The following is a 20643-nucleotide window of genomic DNA, read 5'->3' as shown; positions in this document are numbered from 1 at the left end:
GGTCGATGCCCTGTAGTCAATCGTAGACACGATTACTATAGTGTCTCTAACTGGGAACCGTTGGTTAAGGCTGATATCGAGCAACAACGCCGGGTATCAGCCAAGCGCAAGCGTTAACGGTTATCGACCAAAAGTTACACCGTGGACTTATACCAAGACAGAATTACTTGTGGGTAGGTTTGTCTAGGTTTTTAGAAGCGGTGAAGTTCATCCAAGTAGCATCAAAGTCAGCGTCAGAGTAGGTAGAAAGGTGGGTGAACAGAGGCGCGATACGTACTTCGCACACGCTTCGCGATCGCGAAATCTTCTAACGCTTGTTGATAGCCTTGCTGGTAGGTGAGTTCACCAGGGGGACAGTTTGGTTTTAACATAGTAAAAGTCTCCGTTTACGGGGTAGTCACAAGTCGGCAGAAAGCGTCGCAAACTTGGTGCTGGCTTGTGATTTTGGGTTTGTTAGCGGTTGGATAAGTAGACATATCGCTGCTGGTGGATTATGTAGAGTCGGGATAATGCCTCTGGTGTATAGCGTTGGACTTCAATGCAGATTGATTGCCAGAGGCGATCGAGGGCATTTAGGTTGGGACAATAGCGTATAAGTGTGCGACAAGCAGCAATCCACTGTTCAATTTGGCGGTAGCTGACAAAGTAACCGCCGATTCCTTTGATATGTACCCAAAGGACGTTATGCCATTTTTCCCAGTTGAGGATACGCTCTTGGGGAATTTTCAGGTGTTTGGCGATTTGCCGAAGGGTGATGACGAAGGTTTTGGGGTTGATGCGATGGCGTATGGGTTGCATGGTAGATTATTGCTCGTGAATGGCTTGGCGGTTGAAACCACAGCTATCTGGGGAGAGGACAAGGGCTTTGAATTTGCCATGGTGGTTATTCATACTCGACTGTCACCAGATAGCTTTGTTTGAATATCTGGTAATATATACGAATTCGTATTCTGTTGTCAATAGTCTAAAAAAGAAACTTTAGCTTTCTTCTTCCACGTCGAACTCTGCTTGTTGAGCAAACATGGTCAGATATTTTGACATAGCACGACTCGGTGCATGGATACCCTTTTCCCACTCGCTAACTGTCGCCTGTCTCACACCAAGCCTTTGGGCAAACTCTGCCTGGGTTAAACCCATCTGGCGGCGAAGACTCTTGATTAACTCACTATTCCATAGTTCTGTGTCACCGACAGGCTGAACTTTAGGTTTAGCCGTAGGTTGGCGAAATGTCACCCGTTGTTGAGCAAAATCCACATCCTCAACCCGATATCCAGCTTCCATCCAAGCAGAAGCTTGCAGTGCGCCTTTGCTGCGATTGCTCCACCATGCCCGTTTTTTGTGTGCTGAGTCGGGTAAGGTGTCATTCATGAGTTCCTCAATTTCTGCAAAGGTGAGAATGACTTCATCTTGATTACTCTGTTGCAGAAATGCCCAGAGTGGCTGATATTTGCTATCTGACTTCATGCTGCCAAACCTCTACGCCAATCAACGTCTGTGGGGTGAGATGCTGGTGGGATTTCTTTCTTGGTGCAGTGGTAAAGGGACATGAAGCTGTTCTAGGGGACAGGTAATCATCTCTAGGATGCCAGAAAATCTGGGAGTGCGATCGCTTGGCACAAAATCTCGCCTGATCTATCTGGGGTATCGCTGCCCAGATGATCCACGCCAACTATAATTTTCTGGGTGCGATCGCGGGATTTTTCGGTTAGCTTTGATCACAGAGCGCGGGAGTTGGAGGAGAGAATTGCTGAGAATGTAGCACAAATTTTGAATCTTTGAGCAGTTAGTACAATAAAATTAATGGTTTTAGGGGGTTTGAGAGGATGAATATTACGTTTAAACCAGAAGAGGAGCAGTTGATTCAAGAAAGGCTCAAAAGTGGCAAGTATGGAAGCGCTTATGAGGTGATTGTTGAGGCGTTGCGATTACTTGAAGAACGCGATAATCAGTATCAAAAATGGCTGAAAGAAACGCGGGGGAAAGTAGCGGTTGGTATGGCACAGCTTGATAGAGGAGAAGGAATTGATGGGGAGGTGGTGATTGCCAGGTTGCGGGAGAAGCTTCAAAAAGCGGGTGAAAATCAAGGATGAGCCGTTACATTATTTCTCCAGAAGCGAGTCAGGATTTAGATGAGATTTCTGATTATTTTTTGAGTCGGAGTCTAGCGGCTGGTGAACGGTTTGTGAATGGGTTTGAGCAGAAATGCAAGAACTTGGTTAAGTTTCCCGATATGGGGCGTTCTTATGCTGACATTGAGCCATCGTTGATGGATTTGTGGACTTTCATTAAAGTTAACGGTTGAGTAATGGGAACTCTTAACTGCTTAACTGTTTAACAGTAAGGGTTTGAGGGCGATTTACTTGCACTGGCTTCGGAGCGTGCTGTTTTATGCCAGTCCGACTACTTACTGAGTTACCCAAATGAGCGAACGGTGAGATGTTCAGCCTAACTGCCATAATTGTTTATAGGAAAAGCACACCTCAAGGAGGCTGGCGATGAAGAAAAGTAAACTGGGGTCATTTCTATGGATGGGCATGGTACTGGGGTTGACAGCCAATCCCGCTCAGGCGTTACCCGGTCAAACCGTGGAGACAGTCGCGGCTTGGATTGCGGCTCATCCTACCTTGGAACCCGGTATTGGAGATGGCTTAGTCGTGACTAAGCAGAATACCGCTGCTCAACGATTTAAGTTTGAAGCCTCGGTGCTTCCTCCAGGTCAAATCGCCTTTCCCACGAATCGCCGCCTGATTCAAAGTGAGCAAATTTCCTTCTATGACATGATTAACGGCGTGACTCCAGAACGACTCACGGAGTCACTGCGCGTTATTTATGGTCCAGCAATCTATCAAGATTACCAGAGAGCTAACCTGGTATACGCCTATCCCACACCCGCAACTATCGATTTAGCTCGGCGACAAAATCGACCAATGTTAATAGCACGACAAGGCGAGCTTTTATTAGGCGATCGCTTTGCCTATTGGTTAGAAGTGACTCGAACTGAGAATGGTAAGCCAATTAATGGGCGGATAACGGTTTTCTTGCCCGAAGATTTAGACAAACTGGAAGTTGAATTGCGAAATCGTTAGTCATTGGTCATTGGTCATTGGTCATTGGTCATTGGTCATTAGTCATTGGTCATTGGTCATGTCCGTAGTTATTAGGAAAGGAGTCTTAGCCTTTTTCCCTCCTACCTGCCGGTCATTTGTCATTCATTTGCCAAATACCTGAAAAAATACTCTCCACAACACGAGCAATGCGCTTGAGATCTTCATCGAGCAGGGGGGGCCAATTCACACTAGCCCGACGCCCTGCTTCAAACTGTTCTCGGCTCTCATAAGCCAATAAATATAAGGCATGAACAAGTTCTCGGTCTAGAGTCGATGCATCTCGCAGACGCTCAAATATCATCTTTAGGGCTAATAAAATATTGGTAATCTGACCTGGAATCGGTGGTTTGTACGACTTGAGTCGAACCAAAAAGGCGTCTTGATTTTGGTCAGATATTGTGGTTTGATTAATCACAAAGTTACGGGCTGTTTTGTAATCCATTGAATTTTAATAGACGAGTTTACGCTGATAATTTTGTGCGGATAATATTATAATATTATCGCTAAATCCGGATGAACGATTCCCTTGTTGGTTAGGACAAGGCAGAAGGCAAAAGATAGAGGGCAAACGTCTCCAAGAAAAAAGTCTCCAAGTGATAAAAGGGATTACTTAAGCGGATTTCGTATAATACCATTTATTCGGAACATTACACTTCATAGTCATACCTGCCCACTTTGCCTTATATAGCAACCGCCATAGCGGTTAGGACACATCATTTCTGTAGAGACGTTGCATGCAACGTCTCTACAATGGTGCCGAAAGTCCTCCCTGTAGCCCAGCATCTGTTCCAATGACATGATAGAACGCAACTTCTTATTATTCAGGCGAGACGCTGACAATAATTACAACAAATATTTATCAGAAATCTATAAATTTTATTCTCTATCTATAGTTGCTTCTGCTCGACTCCCTTAGTCGTCAAATTTATAGAATTTATTATTTTTTCCAGTTTTATGCGGATCAAGCATTGAACAGTCTGAAGCAAGTATTACATGACTTACGCATTTGAATTTTTTTTGTAGAGATTAATTTTTAACTCTCCTTAAAGAAGCAAAAACGTCAGTCTTAATGTATAAGCGCTGCAAATGACATCTACAATGCACATTTATAGTTGGGTTTTGTTCGCTAGTCTATCCCTATCTGAACCAGGAAGACTTGATTCCTCTTTTCTGGTAAATCAGCAAAGGTTAGTGCTAGCTTCAACAGAACAAAGTCCGCCCCCTGGTTGTAATCGAACTGATCCTCCTGACTGTCAACCTCGATAGTAGACCATTTTGAAAATAAAGCTAGTTGAAAATACCTCGTGCTAACCCGCTTTTTATAGGCGGGTTATTTATGTTCTTAAGCGACTAATGAAAGCTTTACCCAACAGATTTCCACCTGCCATGAAAACTCAATGGAATGACCTGCGGTAATTGCAGCCGACAGGCAGGTTCTTGATCAAGAGCATCGCTGTCATAGATCCACACTTCACTTTGGTTAGAATTCCCATCATAAACAACGGTTAATACCCACCCCTGTTCTGGATTTAGCGCGTCGGGTGCATGGACTGGTTCTGAGGGATAGCGATTCTTGCCTAAATCGGCTTCGATTAGGGTTTGGGTTTGACAATCAAACCGTGCGATCGCACTATAAATTTCGCGACGGTGATCCATATCTTGGCGATGCAGTGCTAGATAAATAGAACGAGAGGTTTGACCCACTTGTGCGTCTGGAACCACTGGAAACTCGACGTATCGATCCAATAATTCCCGTTCGGCGATAATCATCCCAGTTTGGGGATTGATCTCAACTTGCCATAATGCCTCGTTGGTAACGGTATGAATCTCACCCATGGCGATGTCTTGGAGACGTTGGTTTGTGTCAAAATCCGGATACCGAATAAATTCGACTACGATAGAACCCTGCTGATTCACATAGCCATTGGCAAAATGCCACTGAAACCAAGGATCGGCTTCGCTACGGGCGACTAATGAAAGCGTTTCTCGGTCAACGATTAAAATTTGGGTTCCTAATTGGGGACGCCATTCCATCGCCTCGCCAAAGCTACTCACCCCCAATGCGGCGGGTAGGAGATTCACCTGTACAGGTGGCACGAAAAAGACAAGATAAGAGCCTGCGAGGACAAAATCATGAACTAGGGGTATGCCTTTGAGTGGTATCGTTCCTTTTTGGACGATTTTGCCCGTTGAGTCGCTTTTGTAGAGATTTAAGCTGGAATTAAGTCCGATGCTGATGCCAAAGTTAAATATCTCACCCGTTTCTGGATCACACTTGGGATGGGCAGAAAACGAGTCTCCCTCGGCTAAATAGTCTAAGCGATCGCGTCCCCAAGTTTCTAAGGTTTGCAGGTCGAGTGCGTAAGGATTCCCGCCTTCCCAAAGGGCTAGTAATTTATCCGGTAGGGGTAATACAGAGGTATTTGCTCTATTTTTCACGGGTTTACCCCACCGTTCCCAGATTCGCCCTGCGGCTTTGGTGCCATAGTTAGGGTAAAGTAATGTCCCGGCGGCGGCTTCTTCTTGATAGGCGGGGGTTTGCACGTAGCGATAGACCCCAGTGGCTGTAGCATCGGTGAAATGAACCGCTAAAATAGCGCCATCCCCATCAAACCAATGTCCCATCCGTTGACCCCCTCGTTCTAGACGGGCAGGTCCATTGCGATATAGAGAACCTCGTAACCCTTGAGGAATTCTGCCAGAGAGAATCGGTAAGGGGGTTAGGGGAAATTCAGTGGCGGGTTGAGCGATCGCGTTTGCCCAAGCTTTACGGGTTGATGGTGGGGTAGCTGTTTGCATGGTTCCCGATTCTGGATGACTATTCCTTCTATATTAGTTAATTTTTGTAACAAAATGGTCGCTATTTTTTTATCCATTTTTCCCTGAAACCCTTTTATAGATTAGGTTTCAGCACTATTTCCTGGCTTTTACGAGTGAAATAGGGGGTTACACCCCTCATCCCTAAAGTGCTATAGTTTGATACGTAGATGCACCCTGATAATCAAGAGAGTCGCGCAAGTGACTCTTTTTTTTTTCGACATTTTCCCCATTACATTACAGATTTTAACGGAAAGTAAATTAGTTTATCATTTTGACACCATTGTCCGGAACAGTGATAGATTAAAAATTGAAGCAAGCAAGAAAGCTTCCAGTGACAGATATTACACTTCCTTTCACTGTTGAGTTCAGGAGGTAAAATAACTATCCATCTTATTTCCCTTGTATCAGTAATATCTGCCACATCAGATAGTGAAACGATCCAAATTAACAATAGCAGCCCAACCATAGCCGCTAATATTTCCTCAATTAACTTGTTGGGAGCAATGCAACTGAAGACCACTCAAGAGTAGTAGTTCAGTGCAACTCTATTTAGGCTAGTGATAGCAAGAGGAGATTCCTTAGATGAGTCAGGTCAGGCTGCTATTGTTTTAGCGGGTTTGGCGATTCACCTCACGTCATACTTTGCCGTTATGAAAGACCTACTCAAAGCTGATCAACCGTAGTCAGACCTAACCTTGATGCTTACTTCCTGTTTCACTCTGGCAGTGACGGCACTTAACCAGTCCACAGGCTCTCCCCCACCTAACTGGCGGCTATCTCCAAATTAATGGAAGCATTGAAGTCCCGGTCAATTTCTAACCCGCAATTGTCACACCGGAAAACTCGCTCAGATAAGGGCATTTCATCTTTGACGGTATGGCATCTTGAGCAAGTTTTAGTTGAGGGATACCATCGGTCTACCATGATTAAGGTTGACCCATACAATTGGCACTTGTACTCTAATTGGCGTTTAAACTCGTGAAAACCCATATCCTGAATAGCTTTCGCCAGTTTGTGATTAGCCATCATCCCAGACACATTGAGGTTTTCTATTCCTATTCGGCTGTGGTTTTGGGCTAAATAAGATGTGAGCTTGTGTAACGTGTCTTTTCTGATGTTGGCTATCCTTCGGTGCAAACGAGCTATTTTGTTCGAAGCTCTCTTCCAGTTAGCCGAACCAATCTGCTTATGACGGTTCAGCCATTGCAGGCGTGAGAGTTTTTTCTCGTACTTTCGGTAGCTTTTAGCACCTTCTACTATAATCCCGGTAGACAAAACAGCCAACGCTTTTATGCCCAGATCGACACCCACTACTGGGTGAAGTTTGGAACGGTTAATTGGCTCATAGTCCATCTTAAAACTGATGAACCATCGGTCAGCCGTCCTGGATAGGGTGACAGACTTGGGCTGAAACCGAACGGGTAACCGCTCATAGGTCTTTAACCAACCAATTTTAGGAACTTTAATCTTGAAATGATCAAGTTCAATTGATCCGTCTAAAGTAAAGCTGTCATGCTTTCCCTTGCGCTTGAACCGAGGCGGTTTTTTGTTTTTCTTGAACGCATCTTTCCAAGCTTGGGCTAATTGTCTAAGCGCAAACTGGGGGGCGCATTTGCTCACCTCATAGTACCAAGGGCAGATGGGTTTAACCAGCGCTACCAGCCACTTGTGCAGGTCAATCGCTGTCGGAAACTTGATTTTATCCTCTCTTGTGTCCTGATTGTGGTCGAGTATCAGCTTGGTTAAACCTAGACCCCAATTCCAAGCATGACGGGAAACACCAGCGTGTTTGGCTAATGCCGTTCGCTGCTTGTTGTTGAGTTTTAGCTCGGTTTTAAAGCCTAACAGCATAGTCTATCTATTCAATACCTGTTCTACTCACATAATACATGATAATATGAGTGGAACAGGATGCCTAGGAAAAAAATTTATAACGAGCCTAAACGACGATTCACAATGACTTTGACAGAAACGGCAATAAATTGGCTGGAGGAAAAAAGGGTAGAAATGGGGGCTAACAGTTTAAGTGACACAATTGAACGAATGGCACGAAACCAAGAAAAACTCCTCAAAATGTATAGTGATGAGTAGCTTTGAGCAGGAATTCAGTTACAGTTCTCAGCCCTCGTCTCAGACTTGATCCGCACGAATTTAAATTTTTTCCCCGCTCTCTCCCCTTCCCCCGCTCCTCAGCTCACCCAGCTTTCCCTCTCCCTCCTCGTAAACGCCTGGTGATCGCTACTATAAGATTTAGGTGTCAATCAGCCGTCGATTGACCAATAAAAAGGACTAGATAACTAAACCCTTAAATCTAGGGTGGGCTTCAGGGACATGGTTTCCGACGCCGCACCCGAAAACGTAACTCGTCATCAGACGAGGCTTTTTGCCCAGCGAAATAGTTTGATAGTTTTGCCATGACAATTTATTTTTATAAGGTTGAGGAACCCTATGGCTGCTTTTCCAACTTCTCTCCCCACCCGATCCAGATCGATGGCTGGTGTTGGCAAACCGTTGAGCATTACTATCAGGCGCACAAGTTCGTCGGGACGACAGACGAAGCCTTGATCAGGACAATAAAAAATGTGTCAACACCAATGGAAGCCGCCCTCCTGGGACGCGATCGCACCCGGAATCATCGTCCTGATTGGGAACAGGTAAAACAACAGATTATGTGGCGAGGGGTTTTGACCAAGTTTCTTACCCATCCTGATATTCAGCAAATCCTGCTGAACACCGGAGAAGAAGTGATTGTTGAAGATTCTCCCACAGATTACTACTGGGGGTGTGGTGAGGATCAAACCGGTGAGAATCATTTGGGAAAAATGCTGATGAATGTTCGTCAACATATCCGACAACATTTAGCACAGGCGAACTGCAAACTCGTAGATCGGTAAATCTGAAACAGGCGCGTACTCTTCCGCTTTCAGGTGATTCAGAGGAAACGGTAGAATCACATTTACCGTCTGATTCGCTGATGTGCATCTAAAGTGTCTCAGGGGAATCCTGATCATGAGGGAATCCTGATCATGAATGTAAAAGGTGGGAGGGTATGCCCATTAAAGGCGTGACAGACAACTCAGGGCGTTTGGGTTAGGGCGATCGCTCACGGCTGAGTTTTATCTGAAAACTGATTTCAGCCCTCAGAATCCTTAAACTATAAGTTAAGTATATTCATACAGATTTGTGAAGTCGGTGCATCGAGCTAAACCTCTGATTCATCACTTGGATTACCCCCTAAACCAGAATCAGAGAGTGTTTCATAGGAGTAGGAGAGTGTTACAACCAGAACTCGATCAAGAAGACTTATTGCGCCGGATCACGAATCGGATTCGCCAATCCTTAGAGTTACAAGAGATTTTAAATGCCACAGTTGCAGAAGTGCGATCGTTGCTAGGAACCGATCGCGTCATGGTTTACCGCTTTAATGCGTCGGGTGGTGGACAGGTGATTGCTGAATCAGTCAACACCAATCGACTGTCTTCTCTCAACGGATTAAACTTCCCCGCCGATGATATTCCCGAACAAGCCCGTCAATTGTACCTCACCGAGCGCTTGCGTTCCATTGTGGATGTTTCCGGGGGACTAATTGGTTTATCACCCTTAGAACCCTCAGAAACCGATGATCGCTCCACCCCGCAACCGATTCACTATCGTCCCGTAGATGCTTGTCATGTCAAGTATTTACGAGCAATGGGGGTCCAGTCTTCCATGGTTTTACCCATTGTCCATTATGATATTCAGGCTCAACGGTCTCAGAAACGACTCTGGGGACTTTTAGTCTCTCATCACGTCACACCCCGTAGCATTAGCCAACGGGAATTGCAGATTGTCCAATCGGTGGTGGATCAGGTGTCTATTGCCATTGCTCAGTCGAATCTCTTATCCCAAACCCGTCAGCAGCATCAAATCGAAGCGACGATTAATCGTGTCTCCACCTTGCTGCATTCGTTACCCACCATTCAACTCCAAGCTGCTTTACAAGAAACGGTTAGCGCTCTATCGAGTGGGGGAGGTAGACTCTATATAGCCCCAGACCAGGTGAATCCGAGGGCAGAGTGCCTGATATATGGCACACAACCTACATTTGAAGACAGTCCGAGGAAGATTGAAGAGCATCCTGTGTTCGTCCAATGGGTAACAGGGGATAGAACCGTTGACACAGCCAATGGCTCATCCGAATCCAATTCGACTCCCGTCGGTTGTCAGCCACTCATCGTCAATGATTTGCATCAAGTCGCAGAGTTAGCGAGTCTAGCTCCAGCCTTTGATGGGACTCCAATTCGAGGTTGGTTAGTAATACCCTTGTATTATCGCTCCTCATTCTTGGGTTATCTAAGTATTTTTCGCTCCCAAGTGGTGCAAGAAATTTTGTGGGCGGGAGAGTTTAACCCCAATGAAGAACAACGCAGTCCCCGTGAATCTTTTGAACAGTGGCGAGAGGTCAAATGGAATCAAGCTCAATCGTGGACGAATTACGACATTGAACTAGCGATCGCACTTGGTCATCATTTTGCCATGGCGATCGAGCAATATAAACTCTATGCTCAAGTACAAGCCCTAAATAGTAACTTAGAATGCCAAGTGGCTGAACGCACGGCTAAGTTACAACAATCTCTAGAGCAAGGGCGGGCGCTACAGCGAGTGACCAACCAAATTCGCAGTACTCTTGATCTGAAAACCACCCTACAGACGATTGTACGAGAAGTTCGTCAACTGCTGAACACTGATCGAGTGATCATTTATCGGTTTACCGATGATTCCCACGGTCAAGTTATTGTGGAATCAATGACAGGGGAGTGGTTATCGCTTTTAGATATTGACGATCCGCAGCAGTATTTCTCGAAAGCCCAGATTCAAGTGTATAAGCGAGGTAATTTAGGAGTGATTAAGGATGTCACTCAAGCCCGATTAACTCCGGATCAACAAGAGTTCTTAAAACGTTGTCAAGTACAAGCCGCTTTAATTGTTCCCATTGGCGTGGAGAATCCTCAAACTAATGAAATACCCATTATGCTGGATAGTCTTCCTTGTCCCAGATGGGAGCAACCTCTGTGGGGATTTTTAATTGCTCAAGAATGTAAAGCTAGGCGAGATTGGCTTCCCTCAGAGATTAAACTGCTAAAAAAGTTAGCCGATCAAGCGGCGGTGGCGATTCAGCAAGCGGAATTATTTACCCATACTCAAGCCCAAGCCCAACAATTGGCAAGTGCGTTTCACCATCTCAAGCAAACTCAAGCCCAACTGATTCAAACCGAAAAAATGTCGAGTCTGGGACAGTTGATTGCGGGAGTAGCTCACGAAATTAATAATCCGGTGAATTTTATTTATGGCAACCTGGTTTATACCAGTCAGTATGCTCAGGATTTACTGAATATTATTCATTCCTACCAGAAATATCATCCTCAGCCAGAGCCAGAAATTATTGAATTGTTAGATGTTATCGACTTGGAGTTTTTAGAAGGAGATTTACCCAAGCTTTTAGAGTCGATGAAAATGGGATCGGAACGGATTCGCAAGCTCGTTTTGTCGTTGCGAAACTTCTCCCGCCTTGACCAAGCCGAGAAAAAATTAGTAGATATCCACGAAGGGATAGAGAGTACGCTACTGATTTTACAATATCGCTTAAAAGGAAAACCCAATCATCCAGGGATTCAGGTGATCAAAAATTATGGGGAGTTGCCGTTGGTTGAATGCTATCCCAGTCAACTGAACCAGGTTTTTATGAATGTTTTGAGCAACGCGATCGATGCGTTAGAAGACTGTGATCCAGATAACCAGAGGATTACGATTTCCACAACTGTTCAATCTAAGACTAGTGAGAACCAATATAGTCCGAATAACACCACACAAATAGAGAAAAATAAAGGCTCATCTCCAACTCATATCATCATTCAGATTGCTGATAGTGGTTCAGGAATTAGTCCAGAACTTCAATCACAAATTTTCGATCCCTTTTTTACAACCAAGCCGATTGGTAAAGGAACGGGTTTAGGGCTTTCAATTAGTTATCAAATTATCGTGGAAAAACATGGGGGAATGTTTAAATGCAGTTCTCAGCCCGGAGAAGGAACTGGATTTTGGATTGAGATTCCCATTCGTCAGTCTCAAAGTGAGGATAAATAGGGGCTGCTGAATAAGGCTTGTGGTGGGGTAGGGAGCAGGGGAAGCAGGGGAAGCTGGGGGAGCTGGGGAAGCTGGGGGAGTTGGGGAAGCTGGGGGAGCTGGGGAAGCTGACTCTCCTTATTATTTCCTTATCCCGCCGATCGCGTCTAGGGGATTATTGGCAGAAAACAGTCTCAATCATACCCCGTCTGATGCGATCGCACTTCACTCATCTTAGGAATAGTTAACCAACGTGCGATCGCCTTTTTTCACCAAGTTATTCAGGTTTTATGGTAATTTCTCCTACCATACCTGCTTCTGTATGTCCAGGAATTGAACAATGAAGTTCGTAGGTTCCGGGTTTCATTGGCACAAATACCCACTCAGCCTCGCCACCGGGTTTCAGTTCCAGTTCATGGATTGCTCCTTTAACTTCGACTTTGGCGGCTTCAACTTTTTGAGTCCAACTCGCATCAGCAAAGTCTTTGGCGGTGAAGTAGTGCTTTTGGGGACTAGGATTATCCAGCAACAGTTTATAGCGTTTACCTGCGACAAACTCAAATTGGTTAGGGAAGAACTTCAATTCATCGGCTGAATTGCCTAAACTCACGTTAACCTCTATGGCTGGAGTCGCCGCGATCGCTGGGAAGCATACTAGGTTAATTCCTAGAATTAGTCCAATGATTGCGGTTAAGCATCGGCGAAGCCATTGATTTTGCCAGGGGTGATTTAAGGATAGTTTTTTGAGCATCATAGTATTCAGATATTGTACTATTTGGATCACATCTATTTTATGTATTCGTCATTTGCCATTAGCCAGGGCTTTAACCAAACCCCTGGCTGTTGGTGAGACTGCTACACCAATATTCCCTCTTGATTACTGCTATTATTCCTAACTTCCAAAGGCAAAAATATCGTCATCACTTCCCCAGTTTGCGGTCGCTGACGCACAATTAATTTACCGCCCAAAGCTTGGAACAAATGCTTGGTCACGTTTAGATTCAAACTCAGACTGCCTGTTTCTGGCTGAAACATTAATAACTGACCAATTGACTTTAACGTTTGACAGGTTGACTGTCCAAACTTATCCAAATTACCTGAATTATCTGGGTTGGGTTGGGACTGAAATTGCAACTTTAACTGGTCTCCAGCGGGAGTGACCTGTACCTGAATATGACCGCCGGCGGGTAAGGTACGGGTAAAATTCTCCACTAAACCCGTCAACACCTGATCTAACATCGAAGGATTACTCACCACCGTGGGCAGATTTTGCGGCAATATGACATCCAAGCTGACATTACGCCGCTGTGCCTGCTTTTGCCAGTGGGGAATACTAGTCTGGAAAATTTGAGCCAATGACATTGATGTGAGATTAACCGGGGTTTCTTTCACCGCTTTTGTTTCTAATTCAACGGCTCTAAAAATTAATTCCATGCGGTTAATCTGTTCTGTACATTCATGATCTATGATTTCCAGACGCCGAATTACTTCTGGTGCTAAATCTTTACGTTTTAATAATAATTTAGTTAACGTGCGAATCGTCGTTAGTGGTGTGCGAACTTCATGAGTTAAAGCTTGCAGAAGTTCCACATCCGGGGTGGATTCACGGAGTTGGGACACTCGATGATTAACTCGGGTTTCTGACTTAGCTAAAGGTTGCCAATCTCGGTCTTCAATTGTCTCACTGTACGCCGGATCTGTAGAGACTTGAGTAACTGAATTAATCGGGGTTACTGCTATCGTTTCATTTTTAGGTTCTGCAGAATATTCCGGCATATTTTGCAGCAACTGACGCCCAAATTGCATAACAATTTTATAATCGGGAGGCTGAGGCGCAAACTGCTTAACTAATGTATCTAAATAACTCAGTTGATGGGGATTGGCTAATAATAATCGAGGATAAAGAGACGCCCAAGCTTTTTGCACATCCTCTGGATCAAAGGAGAAGCGAAATCCAGGTACACCATTGGGATCGTCTCCCGCCGCCATAACTAAACTAAAGCCACGGGTAAAGACTAAGCAAAACTGCTCCTCAGTTAATGAGTCAGCCGGAAATAAACGGAGTTCATACGTCGTATTAACCGTACCTTGAGCCTTTTCCGGTTGAGCTGGAGGCAATTGAAAGGGCATAAAACTCCAGGGGTTTACTGTTTCAGTCGTAAACACCCCCGTTTGAAAATGAGAAAGCAGATCAGAGTGGCTTAAAACAGGTGCAGGACCGGCTAAAACTAACCCATTTAGAGATGCTGAGTTATCCCCTTGATCCTCTGGGCAAATAACCTGTAAGAGTAACTGTTCCAGAGACGCGATCGCACTTTGCCATTCTCGCTGCGATCGCCTTTCGTCTCTCATCCGCTGACTCGCCGCACTGCGCTGTCCCTTATCCATGACAACCGTTGTCGATTCAACCTGCGATTCGACCGGATTGTGCTTTCCAATCTGCGTATTCTGAGCTAAAACTTCGCTGATGTTTGGTAACAACCACTTTTGCACCACTATCTATCCCCATGAACTGCCAATTCTACTTGTCTATCTATGAGGATACTGGCTCTCGTCATCTCTCTGGGGTCGTAGAACCGAACCCCTGAGTCGCAATTTCCGTGGAATGGTCATTTGTCATACTCGCTCCCTTGAGAAGCAAGCTACGTCCTTTGTCCTTTATCAGGGAACAGGCGATAGAGTGTTGATGTCGGGACGGGTTTTACGATTATCGTTTCGTACTTTACCCAGATGTGACTAAATCTGCCCCAACTACCTCATCCAATGTATGATTCACACAATTCTTTCTTCCTACAGATGGACAAGTGACTAATAGTGGTTATCTCGCACGATTGATGAATGTCTGCCAGAGAAATGTAGAAATAGGGGTATCAGGTTGAAAACCTATAGATAGATGGAGGCGGATACTATGACGTTAGGTCAATATCAGCGAGGTGTGGGGGTCTTTCCGACGCGACAAGCTACCGAAGATGCTCTCAAAGATCTGAGAGATGCCAATTTTCCCATGAACCAAGTATCAGTCATTGCCCGGGATGAGGAGCAAATTGCCGGGGTTAATGTGCAAGACGATACCGAAAATGAAGCCGGAGAAGGTGCGGCGGCTGGTGCAGTTGCGGGGGGAGTGACAGGAGGTATCGTCGGTTTAATTGGTACATTGGGTGCGATCGCCCTTCCTGGAGTTGGACCGATTTTAGTCGGCGGTGCAGCGGCTTCAGTAATTGGTAATACGCTCTTGGGTGGGGCGGTTGGTAGCGCGGCTGGCGGCTTATTTGGGGCGTTACTTGGATTAGAAATTCCCGAAGCCGAAGCTAAACTTTACCAAGATCGCTTAGAAAAAGGACATTATTTAATCCTGGTGGATGGCACATCAGAGGAAATCAGCCGTGCGGCTTCTATCCTGAAACCTCAAGGAATTCAAGAGTGGAGAAGTTATAATCGTCCTGAGGTGAATACTCCCGCTCCCGGCTATACTCACCCAACGGCGGCTCCGGTGGGATCTCCTACACCCCTTGGTGCGGCGTACACAGGACCCTTTGGTGAACCTTTGGGTGCAACGCCGACGGGTGTAACTCCGGTTACTCCACCACCAACAGAACCAACACCTGTAACGCAAAATCAGCGAGCGATTGGTGTCTTTTCTTACGAGCAAAATTTAAAAAAGGCTCTCGATGGGTTAAAAGCGGCTGGATTTGACATGAACCTCGTTTCAGTAATTGCCAAAGACGCCGAACATCCCGATCAGGTGTCTGGGGTGAGAGTCACCGATCCCGTGAGTCATGAAAAAGCCAAAGATGCAGCCACAGGGACTGTAGCTGGGGGTGTCTTGGGCGGATTAACCGGATTACTGGTTGGGTTAGTCACCGTAGCGGTTCCTGGTGTGGGTCCGGTGGTATTTGTGGGAGGCGAAGCTGCTGCGATCGCGTCTGCATTGGGTGGAGGAGCCATTGGCGCGGCTGCTGGTGGTTTGGTCGGTATACTTGCGAACTTAGGCGTTCCCGAAGAGCAAGCCAAAAAATATAGCAATCGCCTGTCTCATGGGGATTATCTGGTGTTGGTTCAGGGAACGGATGAGCAAATTCAGCAAGCCGAAACCATTCTGCGCGATCGGGGTATTGAGGAATGGGAGATCTACAACAATCCCAGCGCCCCCATGACTCATCCCGGTCGTGTCTTTCCATAGTTATAGCAACCGCCATAGCTGTTAGGACACATCATTTATGTAGAGACGTTGCATGCAACGTCTCTACAGTGGTGCTTGACATCCTCACCACGCCACCTTTTTAGGGGTGGTCGCTTTTGGGGGGTTGACAGCTCTACACACACTGCCTCAAAGCGAGTCTTAACCGCGCTCCCTGTCCGTTTTAAGTCTCGGAATGCCCTCCCGCGACTACATGTATCGTTTAAATCGTCTACAACCGCCCAGCTAACCTAGTTTGACAGTGAACCCTATCACTCATAGGATTGATAGTTCTAGTAAGCACTTTAACTGAATCCTTTCTGCTCAGTCCCAGTTTGACGATAACTACTGATTATTTATAGCCAAACTTGGCGCTGATCTAGCCTGAAAAAATATGTCATCCATTCAAAGACTTACCCCAAGCAAAAGTAAACGTAAAGTCCGTCGCGCCCTTTGGTTTGAACGTGTGATGGCGCTTTTGGCTTCGTTCAACTACTTCTTAGTCTTATTTGACTTGACCTACCTGCCTCTGCGAGATTTTTGGCTACATGGGGAAGTCCAGTTATTTAGTTTTGACATCGGCCCGGTTAGTTTTCCCGGTTTGCCCTTAGAGGTTCCTCTACCTCCGATTACACAGTGGTATGACCCAATTAAAGCTATTGAACCCTACCGAGACACAGAGCAATATTTGGAAAAAGTTAATGAACTAGAAGCAGAGATTGATGCAACCAACTTAAGAACTAAGCTGAGAAGCTTACAATCTCCTGAAGTTGCCCAAATCCTGGAAGATCTGCGCCAACGTAGCGTAGAAATGATTGAGACAAATCCCTTCCAACTCGCTGATAAGACGGGAGATCTGGAAAAAATTAAGAATAAGATGCGAGAGCATATTGCCACTGAAGAGGATTCAGCGAAAGAATCATTTAGACAGTTTTGGAGTTTAGAAAACTTAACCGCTAGAGAACCCGAGGATGAACTCCAATTTTTTAATGAGGAGATTCGTCCTCTTATGGCAGCGAACTACTACCGTCCTATTGGAGAAACAGGGGATTTTGTCGATTATTTTGGATTCATCGATTCCTTTTTTTTTCTAGCGTTTTTGACAGACTTTTTGGCACGTACTTGGTTGATCAGTCGCCGTCGCCAGGGGGTCAGTTGGCTGGATGCTATGTTATGGCGTTGGTATGATATCTTTCTGTTGATTCCTCTGTGGCGCTGGCTGCGGATCATCCCGGTGACGATTCGGCTGGATCAGGCAAGGTTAATCGATTTGAGTGCAATTCAAAAACAAGCGCGTGAAGGATTTGTGGCTGAAATCGCTGGCGATATGACCCAAGTGGTAGTGATTCAGATTATTAACGAACTCCAATCTTCCATTCGCCAAGGGGAGATAGCCAATTTTCTTCAGCAACGGGAAGTTCGCCCCTACATCGATCTCAACGAAACCGACGAAGTCGCAGCACTGACTAAGATTATGGTGCAGATGACTGTTGAGCAAGTTCTTCCTGCTATCCGTACCGATTTAGAAGACTTGCTACGGCATAACGTGGACAAAATTTTGAATCAGTCTCAAGCCTATCAGGGACTAGAGAAAGTACCAGGTGTAGAAACAATTCGCAATCAGTTAACCGAACGACTGGTACACCAAATTACCCAAGCGCTTTACAATGGATTAGACGCCGCGATCGCAGATGATCCAGTCGGGGATCAAATTCTGCAACGCTTAATTAGTCATCTGGGCGAAGCTTATGGCTCTCAAATGCAGACCCAGAAAACCTTAGATGAAATTCAATACTTGCTCAACGCCTTCTTAGAGGAAGTCAAAGTTAATTACGTCGAACGTTTGTCCCAAGAGGACTTAGAGGACATTCTTGACCAAACCCGGGCAATTCGGCAAAAGCGACAGGTGTAGTTGATAAAGATGAGGGAGATAAGGGAGATGAGGGAGGTGGAGGTTAACTTAAAACCATGCCCTCGAAGGTCGTGAAGGGTCAATACTCCAGCGTAACCCCCCTTTGCTTGTGGTCACCCGATCCCACAACCTGCAAAGATTGCGCTAAACTCTAACATAGCAACGGAAGTTACTCTATCCTGATGTCGGAGTCTGGGGAAGCTATAAAACGATTCCCAAGTACACAAGCAGGGTAGAGATTGTGTCAATCGTCGCTAAGCTTCTTGGCAGAAATTTTACCTGGAGGTGGGTTGAACCCACTTTTTTTGTTGAAGTTTTTCTATGACTCATCCCCTGATTCCACAACTAATCGATTTGGCAACCCCAGTAGCCGAAAAATTGGGATTGGAGTTCGTTGGGGCGGTGTTTCACACGAACAGACGTCCCCCTGTACTTCGGGTAGATATCCGCAACCGCGACGGCGATACGGGTTTAGATGACTGTGAACGTATGAGTCGGGCTTTAGAAGCTGAATTAGATGCCGTGGATCTGATTCCAGATGCTTATGTTTTGGAAATTTCTAGTCCTGGGATCTCGCAAGAGCTAACGACAGACCGAGACTTCATCGCATTTAAAGGATTTTCTGTGGTGGTCAACACCACTGAACCTGACCAAGGACATAAAGAATGGCGAGGGAAATTAATTCGCCGGGATGATACCCGTGTATATATCAACCAAAAAGGACGGGCGATCGCCATTCCTCGCGATCAAGTGACTAAAGTCCAGTTCGATGAGCAGGGTTAAACCTGTTTAGATCTTATGGAATTTAGTCATTGAGCATGGGTTCTGTTGTTCACGACCCCTAATAAACAGTTTATGGAGATTTGCCTATGTCTATCGTTAATCTGCCGGGACTAAAAAAGATGATCGAAGAGATCTCTCAAAGCCATAATTTACCTAAATCAGCAGTCCAACAGGCACTGAGAGAAGCACTGATCAAAGGCTATGAGCGTTATCGTCGAGCGCAACGCATGGAGCGACCTCATTTTGATGATGAGTATTTTAACAACTTTGAAGTCGATTTAGATATCGAAGAAGAAGGATTCCGCATTCTTTGTACCAAAACCATTGTTGAGGAAGTTGGCAACACCGATCATCATATTTCCCTCAAAGAAGTTCAAGAAGTCGCATCAGAGGCACAATTAGGTGACTCGGTGGTTCTGGATGTTACCCCAGATCAACGTGATTTTGGTCGAATGGCAGCTATTCAAACCAAGCAGGTACTCTCCCAAAAACTACGGGATCAACAGCGCAAGTTGATCCAAGAAGAATTTGAAGAGTTAGAAGGAACGGTTCTCCAAGCCAGAGTGCTACGATTTGAGCGGCAATCGGTGATCATGGCGATTAGCAGTGGCTTTGGTCAGCCGGAAGTGGAAGCCGAACTGCCCAAGCGCGAACAATTACCCAACGATACCTATCGCATTGGCAGTACCTTTAAGGTTTTTCTCAAAAAAGTGCGTGAAGGTCCTCACCGTGGACCCCAGCTTGTGGTTTCGCGAGCTTCGGCTGGTTTAGTGGTCTATCTGTTTGCCAATGAAGTCCCAGAAATCGAAGATGAAGTCGTGCGAATCGTGGCGGTGGCGCGAGAAGCTAATCCACCGTCGCGTCATGTCGGACCTCGGACTAAAATTGCCGTGGATACCCTAGAGCGGGATGTTGATCCCGTTGGGGCTTGTATCGGCGCTAGGGGATCGCGCATTCAAGTGGTCGTTAATGAATTGCGTGGCGAAAAAATAGATGTGATTCGCTGGTCTCCTGATCCCGCTACCTATATAGCTAATGCTCTGAGTCCCGCACGAGTAGAGGAAGTCTTATTGGTGAATCCAGAAGGGCGTCAGGCTCACATTTTGGTCGCGGAAGATCAGCTAAGTTTAGCTATTGGCAAAGAGGGACAGAATGTTCGCCTAGCAGCTCGTCTCACAGGTTGGAAGATTGATATTAAAGATATCGCCAAGTACGACTACGAAGCTGAACACCAGAAAATGCAGGAGTTACAAGCCGCGATCGCACAGAGGGAAGCCGAACTCGCTGATGAAGAAGAGGATGAGGAGCAACTAGAGAGAGAAACTTCCTCACCAGCCGAGTTAGAGGCAAAGGTGACAAATCCTCAATCCTTAGCCGAGGAGGAATTTGCTGAAGACGAGGAGGAATTTGCTGAAGATGAGGAAGAATTTGCTGAAGACGAGGAAGAGGAGGATATTTTGTCCTAATCTTAGGAGGATCAAAGTAAGGTGGTAGATTCCTTAAGGGCGTTCATGAACCGCGCCTTACTTGGTGAAGACGCGGATTGGCAGAGATAACCTGCCAGGAAGTCATGAATAAGGGCATGAGTTGGTAAGGGATAATCACAGGTAAAGGACGGGAGGACGGAAGCCCCCGTACTTTAGTCGGGGGATGAAGTCCGACACGGCGAATTTATTCGCCTTCAGCTATGAGTTGAGCTACATACTGCCTTAGTCGTTCCTGCCAATTGGGGACGGCTTTAA

20 protein-coding genes are annotated in these 20643 nt (G+C 45.7%); 11 read left to right on the top strand and 9 right to left on the bottom strand.

The features are described 5' to 3' along the window. Nucleotides 1–233 precede the first annotated feature (233 nt). The 4 genes from RIC07_RS08360 to RIC07_RS08345 form a co-directional block, all read right to left on the bottom strand. A complete protein-coding gene (locus tag RIC07_RS08360; RefSeq protein ID WP_446378023.1) occupies nucleotides 234–371 on the bottom strand; it encodes a hypothetical protein in 138 nt (45 codons plus the stop codon). Between the two features lie 82 nt (nucleotides 372–453). Beyond that, nucleotides 454–798 (bottom strand): hypothetical protein, encoded by a 345-nt coding sequence (locus RIC07_RS08355; protein WP_446394114.1) that lies wholly within the window; start codon nucleotides 796–798, stop codon nucleotides 454–456. Nucleotides 799–978: 180 nt separating this feature from the next. Continuing rightward, entirely contained in the window at nucleotides 979–1464 is a 486-nt protein-coding gene (locus tag RIC07_RS08350) for a helix-turn-helix domain-containing protein (protein WP_446394113.1), read from the bottom strand. Then, the gene (locus tag RIC07_RS08345) at nucleotides 1451–1669 is read right to left on the bottom strand and encodes a hypothetical protein (protein ID WP_446394112.1); all 219 of its coding nucleotides are present in this window, start codon (nucleotides 1667–1669) and stop codon (nucleotides 1451–1453) included. Before RIC07_RS08345 ends, RIC07_RS08350 begins: the two co-directional genes overlap by 14 nt. A 154-nt stretch (nucleotides 1670–1823) precedes the next feature. Between RIC07_RS08345 and RIC07_RS08340 the strand changes: the two genes are divergently transcribed. The 3 genes from RIC07_RS08340 to RIC07_RS08330 all read left to right on the top strand — a co-directional run bounded on the left by RIC07_RS08340 (nucleotide 1824) and on the right by RIC07_RS08330 (nucleotide 3086). Next, complete coding sequence (locus tag RIC07_RS08340) at nucleotides 1824–2090, top strand: ribbon-helix-helix domain-containing protein (protein ID WP_446349284.1); 267 nt, start codon at nucleotides 1824–1826, stop codon at nucleotides 2088–2090. After that, on the top strand, nucleotides 2087–2302 hold the full coding sequence (locus RIC07_RS08335) for a type II toxin-antitoxin system RelE/ParE family toxin (RefSeq protein WP_446394111.1): 216 nt from the start codon (nucleotides 2087–2089) through the stop codon (nucleotides 2300–2302). Before RIC07_RS08340 ends, RIC07_RS08335 begins: the two co-directional genes overlap by 4 nt. Before the next feature lie 193 nt (nucleotides 2303–2495). After that, a complete protein-coding gene (locus RIC07_RS08330) occupies nucleotides 2496–3086 on the top strand; it encodes a hypothetical protein (protein ID WP_446394110.1) in 591 nt (196 codons plus the stop codon). A gap of 112 nt (nucleotides 3087–3198) precedes the next feature. Here RIC07_RS08330 and RIC07_RS08325 read toward each other — a convergent pair whose 3' ends face one another. Together RIC07_RS08325 and RIC07_RS08320 are read right to left on the bottom strand one after the other, a co-directional pair. Next, the gene (locus RIC07_RS08325; RefSeq protein ID WP_446394109.1) at nucleotides 3199–3549 is read right to left on the bottom strand and encodes a Dethiobiotin synthetase; all 351 of its coding nucleotides are present in this window, start codon (nucleotides 3547–3549) and stop codon (nucleotides 3199–3201) included. A 920-nt stretch (nucleotides 3550–4469) separates the two neighbouring features. After that, on the bottom strand, nucleotides 4470–5906 hold the full coding sequence (locus tag RIC07_RS08320) for a carotenoid oxygenase family protein (protein WP_446394108.1): 1437 nt from the start codon (nucleotides 5904–5906) through the stop codon (nucleotides 4470–4472). A 578-nt stretch (nucleotides 5907–6484) separates the two neighbouring features. Between RIC07_RS08320 and RIC07_RS08315 the strand changes: the two genes are divergently transcribed. After that, on the top strand, nucleotides 6485–6610 hold the full coding sequence (locus RIC07_RS08315) for a hypothetical protein (protein ID WP_446394107.1): 126 nt from the start codon (nucleotides 6485–6487) through the stop codon (nucleotides 6608–6610). 79 nt (nucleotides 6611–6689) lie between these two features. Here the strand turns inward: RIC07_RS08315 and RIC07_RS08310 are convergent, their stop codons facing one another. Next, nucleotides 6690–7778 (bottom strand): RNA-guided endonuclease InsQ/TnpB family protein, encoded by a 1089-nt coding sequence (locus tag RIC07_RS08310; RefSeq protein WP_446394106.1) that lies wholly within the window; start codon nucleotides 7776–7778, stop codon nucleotides 6690–6692. 105 nt (nucleotides 7779–7883) lie between these two features. Here RIC07_RS08310 and RIC07_RS08305 point away from each other — a divergent pair, with 105 nt between their 5' ends. From RIC07_RS08305 to RIC07_RS08295, 3 genes are all read left to right on the top strand, one after another. Next, the gene (locus RIC07_RS08305; protein ID WP_446394105.1) at nucleotides 7884–8018 is read left to right on the top strand and encodes a hypothetical protein; all 135 of its coding nucleotides are present in this window, start codon (nucleotides 7884–7886) and stop codon (nucleotides 8016–8018) included. A 323-nt stretch (nucleotides 8019–8341) separates the two neighbouring features. After that, complete coding sequence (locus RIC07_RS08300; protein WP_446377078.1) at nucleotides 8342–8821, top strand: NADAR family protein; 480 nt, start codon at nucleotides 8342–8344, stop codon at nucleotides 8819–8821. 379 nt (nucleotides 8822–9200) lie between these two features. Further along, complete coding sequence (locus tag RIC07_RS08295; protein WP_446394104.1) at nucleotides 9201–12050, top strand: GAF domain-containing protein; 2850 nt, start codon at nucleotides 9201–9203, stop codon at nucleotides 12048–12050. Nucleotides 12051–12306: 256 nt separating this feature from the next. On the opposite strand, the gene RIC07_RS08290 is transcribed toward RIC07_RS08295, so the two are convergent. Both RIC07_RS08290 and RIC07_RS08285 read right to left on the bottom strand, forming a co-directional pair. Beyond that, nucleotides 12307–12783 (bottom strand): cupredoxin domain-containing protein, encoded by a 477-nt coding sequence (locus RIC07_RS08290; protein WP_446394103.1) that lies wholly within the window; start codon nucleotides 12781–12783, stop codon nucleotides 12307–12309. Nucleotides 12784–12884: 101 nt separating this feature from the next. Continuing rightward, nucleotides 12885–14525 (bottom strand): sensor histidine kinase, encoded by a 1641-nt coding sequence (locus tag RIC07_RS08285; RefSeq protein ID WP_446394102.1) that lies wholly within the window; start codon nucleotides 14523–14525, stop codon nucleotides 12885–12887. A 412-nt stretch (nucleotides 14526–14937) separates the two neighbouring features. Here RIC07_RS08285 and RIC07_RS08280 point away from each other — a divergent pair, with 412 nt between their 5' ends. From RIC07_RS08280 to nusA, 4 genes are all read left to right on the top strand, one after another. Next, on the top strand, nucleotides 14938–16209 hold the full coding sequence (locus RIC07_RS08280) for a general stress protein (RefSeq protein WP_446394101.1): 1272 nt from the start codon (nucleotides 14938–14940) through the stop codon (nucleotides 16207–16209). A gap of 391 nt (nucleotides 16210–16600) precedes the next feature. Continuing rightward, on the top strand, nucleotides 16601–18118 hold the full coding sequence (locus RIC07_RS08275) for a hypothetical protein (RefSeq protein ID WP_446394100.1): 1518 nt from the start codon (nucleotides 16601–16603) through the stop codon (nucleotides 18116–18118). A gap of 321 nt (nucleotides 18119–18439) precedes the next feature. Continuing rightward, nucleotides 18440–18901 carry a ribosome maturation factor RimP gene (rimP, locus tag RIC07_RS08270; protein ID WP_446394099.1) on the top strand — a complete coding sequence of 154 codons (462 nt, stop codon included), beginning with the start codon at nucleotides 18440–18442 and terminating at the stop codon, nucleotides 18899–18901. An 86-nt stretch (nucleotides 18902–18987) separates the two neighbouring features. Further along, nucleotides 18988–20367: a transcription termination factor NusA gene (gene nusA / locus RIC07_RS08265; protein ID WP_446394098.1), complete on the top strand. Its 1380-nt coding sequence runs from the start codon at nucleotides 18988–18990 to the stop codon at nucleotides 20365–20367. Nucleotides 20368–20643 lie beyond the last annotated feature (276 nt).

Source organism: Coleofasciculus sp. E1-EBD-02 (assembly GCF_040218245.1).
Taxonomy (GTDB): Bacteria; Cyanobacteriota; Cyanobacteriia; order Cyanobacteriales; family Coleofasciculaceae; genus Coleofasciculus.
This window is presented reverse-complemented; position numbering and strand designations above follow the sequence as displayed.

What these genes read in the sequence shown, in the direction of transcription:
- RIC07_RS08305 (WP_446394105.1), top strand. Translation starts at nt 7,884, where the DNA reads ATGACTTTGACAGAAACGGCAATAAATTGGCTGGAGGAAAAAAGGGTA.
- RIC07_RS08330 (WP_446394110.1), top strand. Translation starts at nt 2,496, where the DNA reads ATGAAGAAAAGTAAACTGGGGTCATTTCTATGGATGGGCATGGTACTG.
- RIC07_RS08350 (WP_446394113.1), bottom strand. Translation starts at nt 1,464, where the DNA reads ATGAAGTCAGATAGCAAATATCAGCCACTCTGGGCATTTCTGCAACAG.
- RIC07_RS08340 (WP_446349284.1), top strand. Translation starts at nt 1,824, where the DNA reads ATGAATATTACGTTTAAACCAGAAGAGGAGCAGTTGATTCAAGAAAGG.
- RIC07_RS08335 (WP_446394111.1), top strand. Translation starts at nt 2,087, where the DNA reads ATGAGCCGTTACATTATTTCTCCAGAAGCGAGTCAGGATTTAGATGAG.
- RIC07_RS08310 (WP_446394106.1), bottom strand. Translation starts at nt 7,778, where the DNA reads ATGCTGTTAGGCTTTAAAACCGAGCTAAAACTCAACAACAAGCAGCGA.
- rimP (WP_446394099.1), top strand. Translation starts at nt 18,440, where the DNA reads ATGACTCATCCCCTGATTCCACAACTAATCGATTTGGCAACCCCAGTA.
- RIC07_RS08360 (WP_446378023.1), bottom strand. Translation starts at nt 371, where the DNA reads ATGTTAAAACCAAACTGTCCCCCTGGTGAACTCACCTACCAGCAAGGC.
- RIC07_RS08290 (WP_446394103.1), bottom strand. Translation starts at nt 12,783, where the DNA reads ATGATGCTCAAAAAACTATCCTTAAATCACCCCTGGCAAAATCAATGG.
- RIC07_RS08300 (WP_446377078.1), top strand. Translation starts at nt 8,342, where the DNA reads ATGACAATTTATTTTTATAAGGTTGAGGAACCCTATGGCTGCTTTTCC.
- RIC07_RS08275 (WP_446394100.1), top strand. Translation starts at nt 16,601, where the DNA reads ATGTCATCCATTCAAAGACTTACCCCAAGCAAAAGTAAACGTAAAGTC.
- nusA (WP_446394098.1), top strand. Translation starts at nt 18,988, where the DNA reads ATGTCTATCGTTAATCTGCCGGGACTAAAAAAGATGATCGAAGAGATC.
- RIC07_RS08280 (WP_446394101.1), top strand. Translation starts at nt 14,938, where the DNA reads ATGACGTTAGGTCAATATCAGCGAGGTGTGGGGGTCTTTCCGACGCGA.
- RIC07_RS08320 (WP_446394108.1), bottom strand. Translation starts at nt 5,906, where the DNA reads ATGCAAACAGCTACCCCACCATCAACCCGTAAAGCTTGGGCAAACGCG.
- RIC07_RS08325 (WP_446394109.1), bottom strand. Translation starts at nt 3,549, where the DNA reads ATGGATTACAAAACAGCCCGTAACTTTGTGATTAATCAAACCACAATA.
- RIC07_RS08355 (WP_446394114.1), bottom strand. Translation starts at nt 798, where the DNA reads ATGCAACCCATACGCCATCGCATCAACCCCAAAACCTTCGTCATCACC.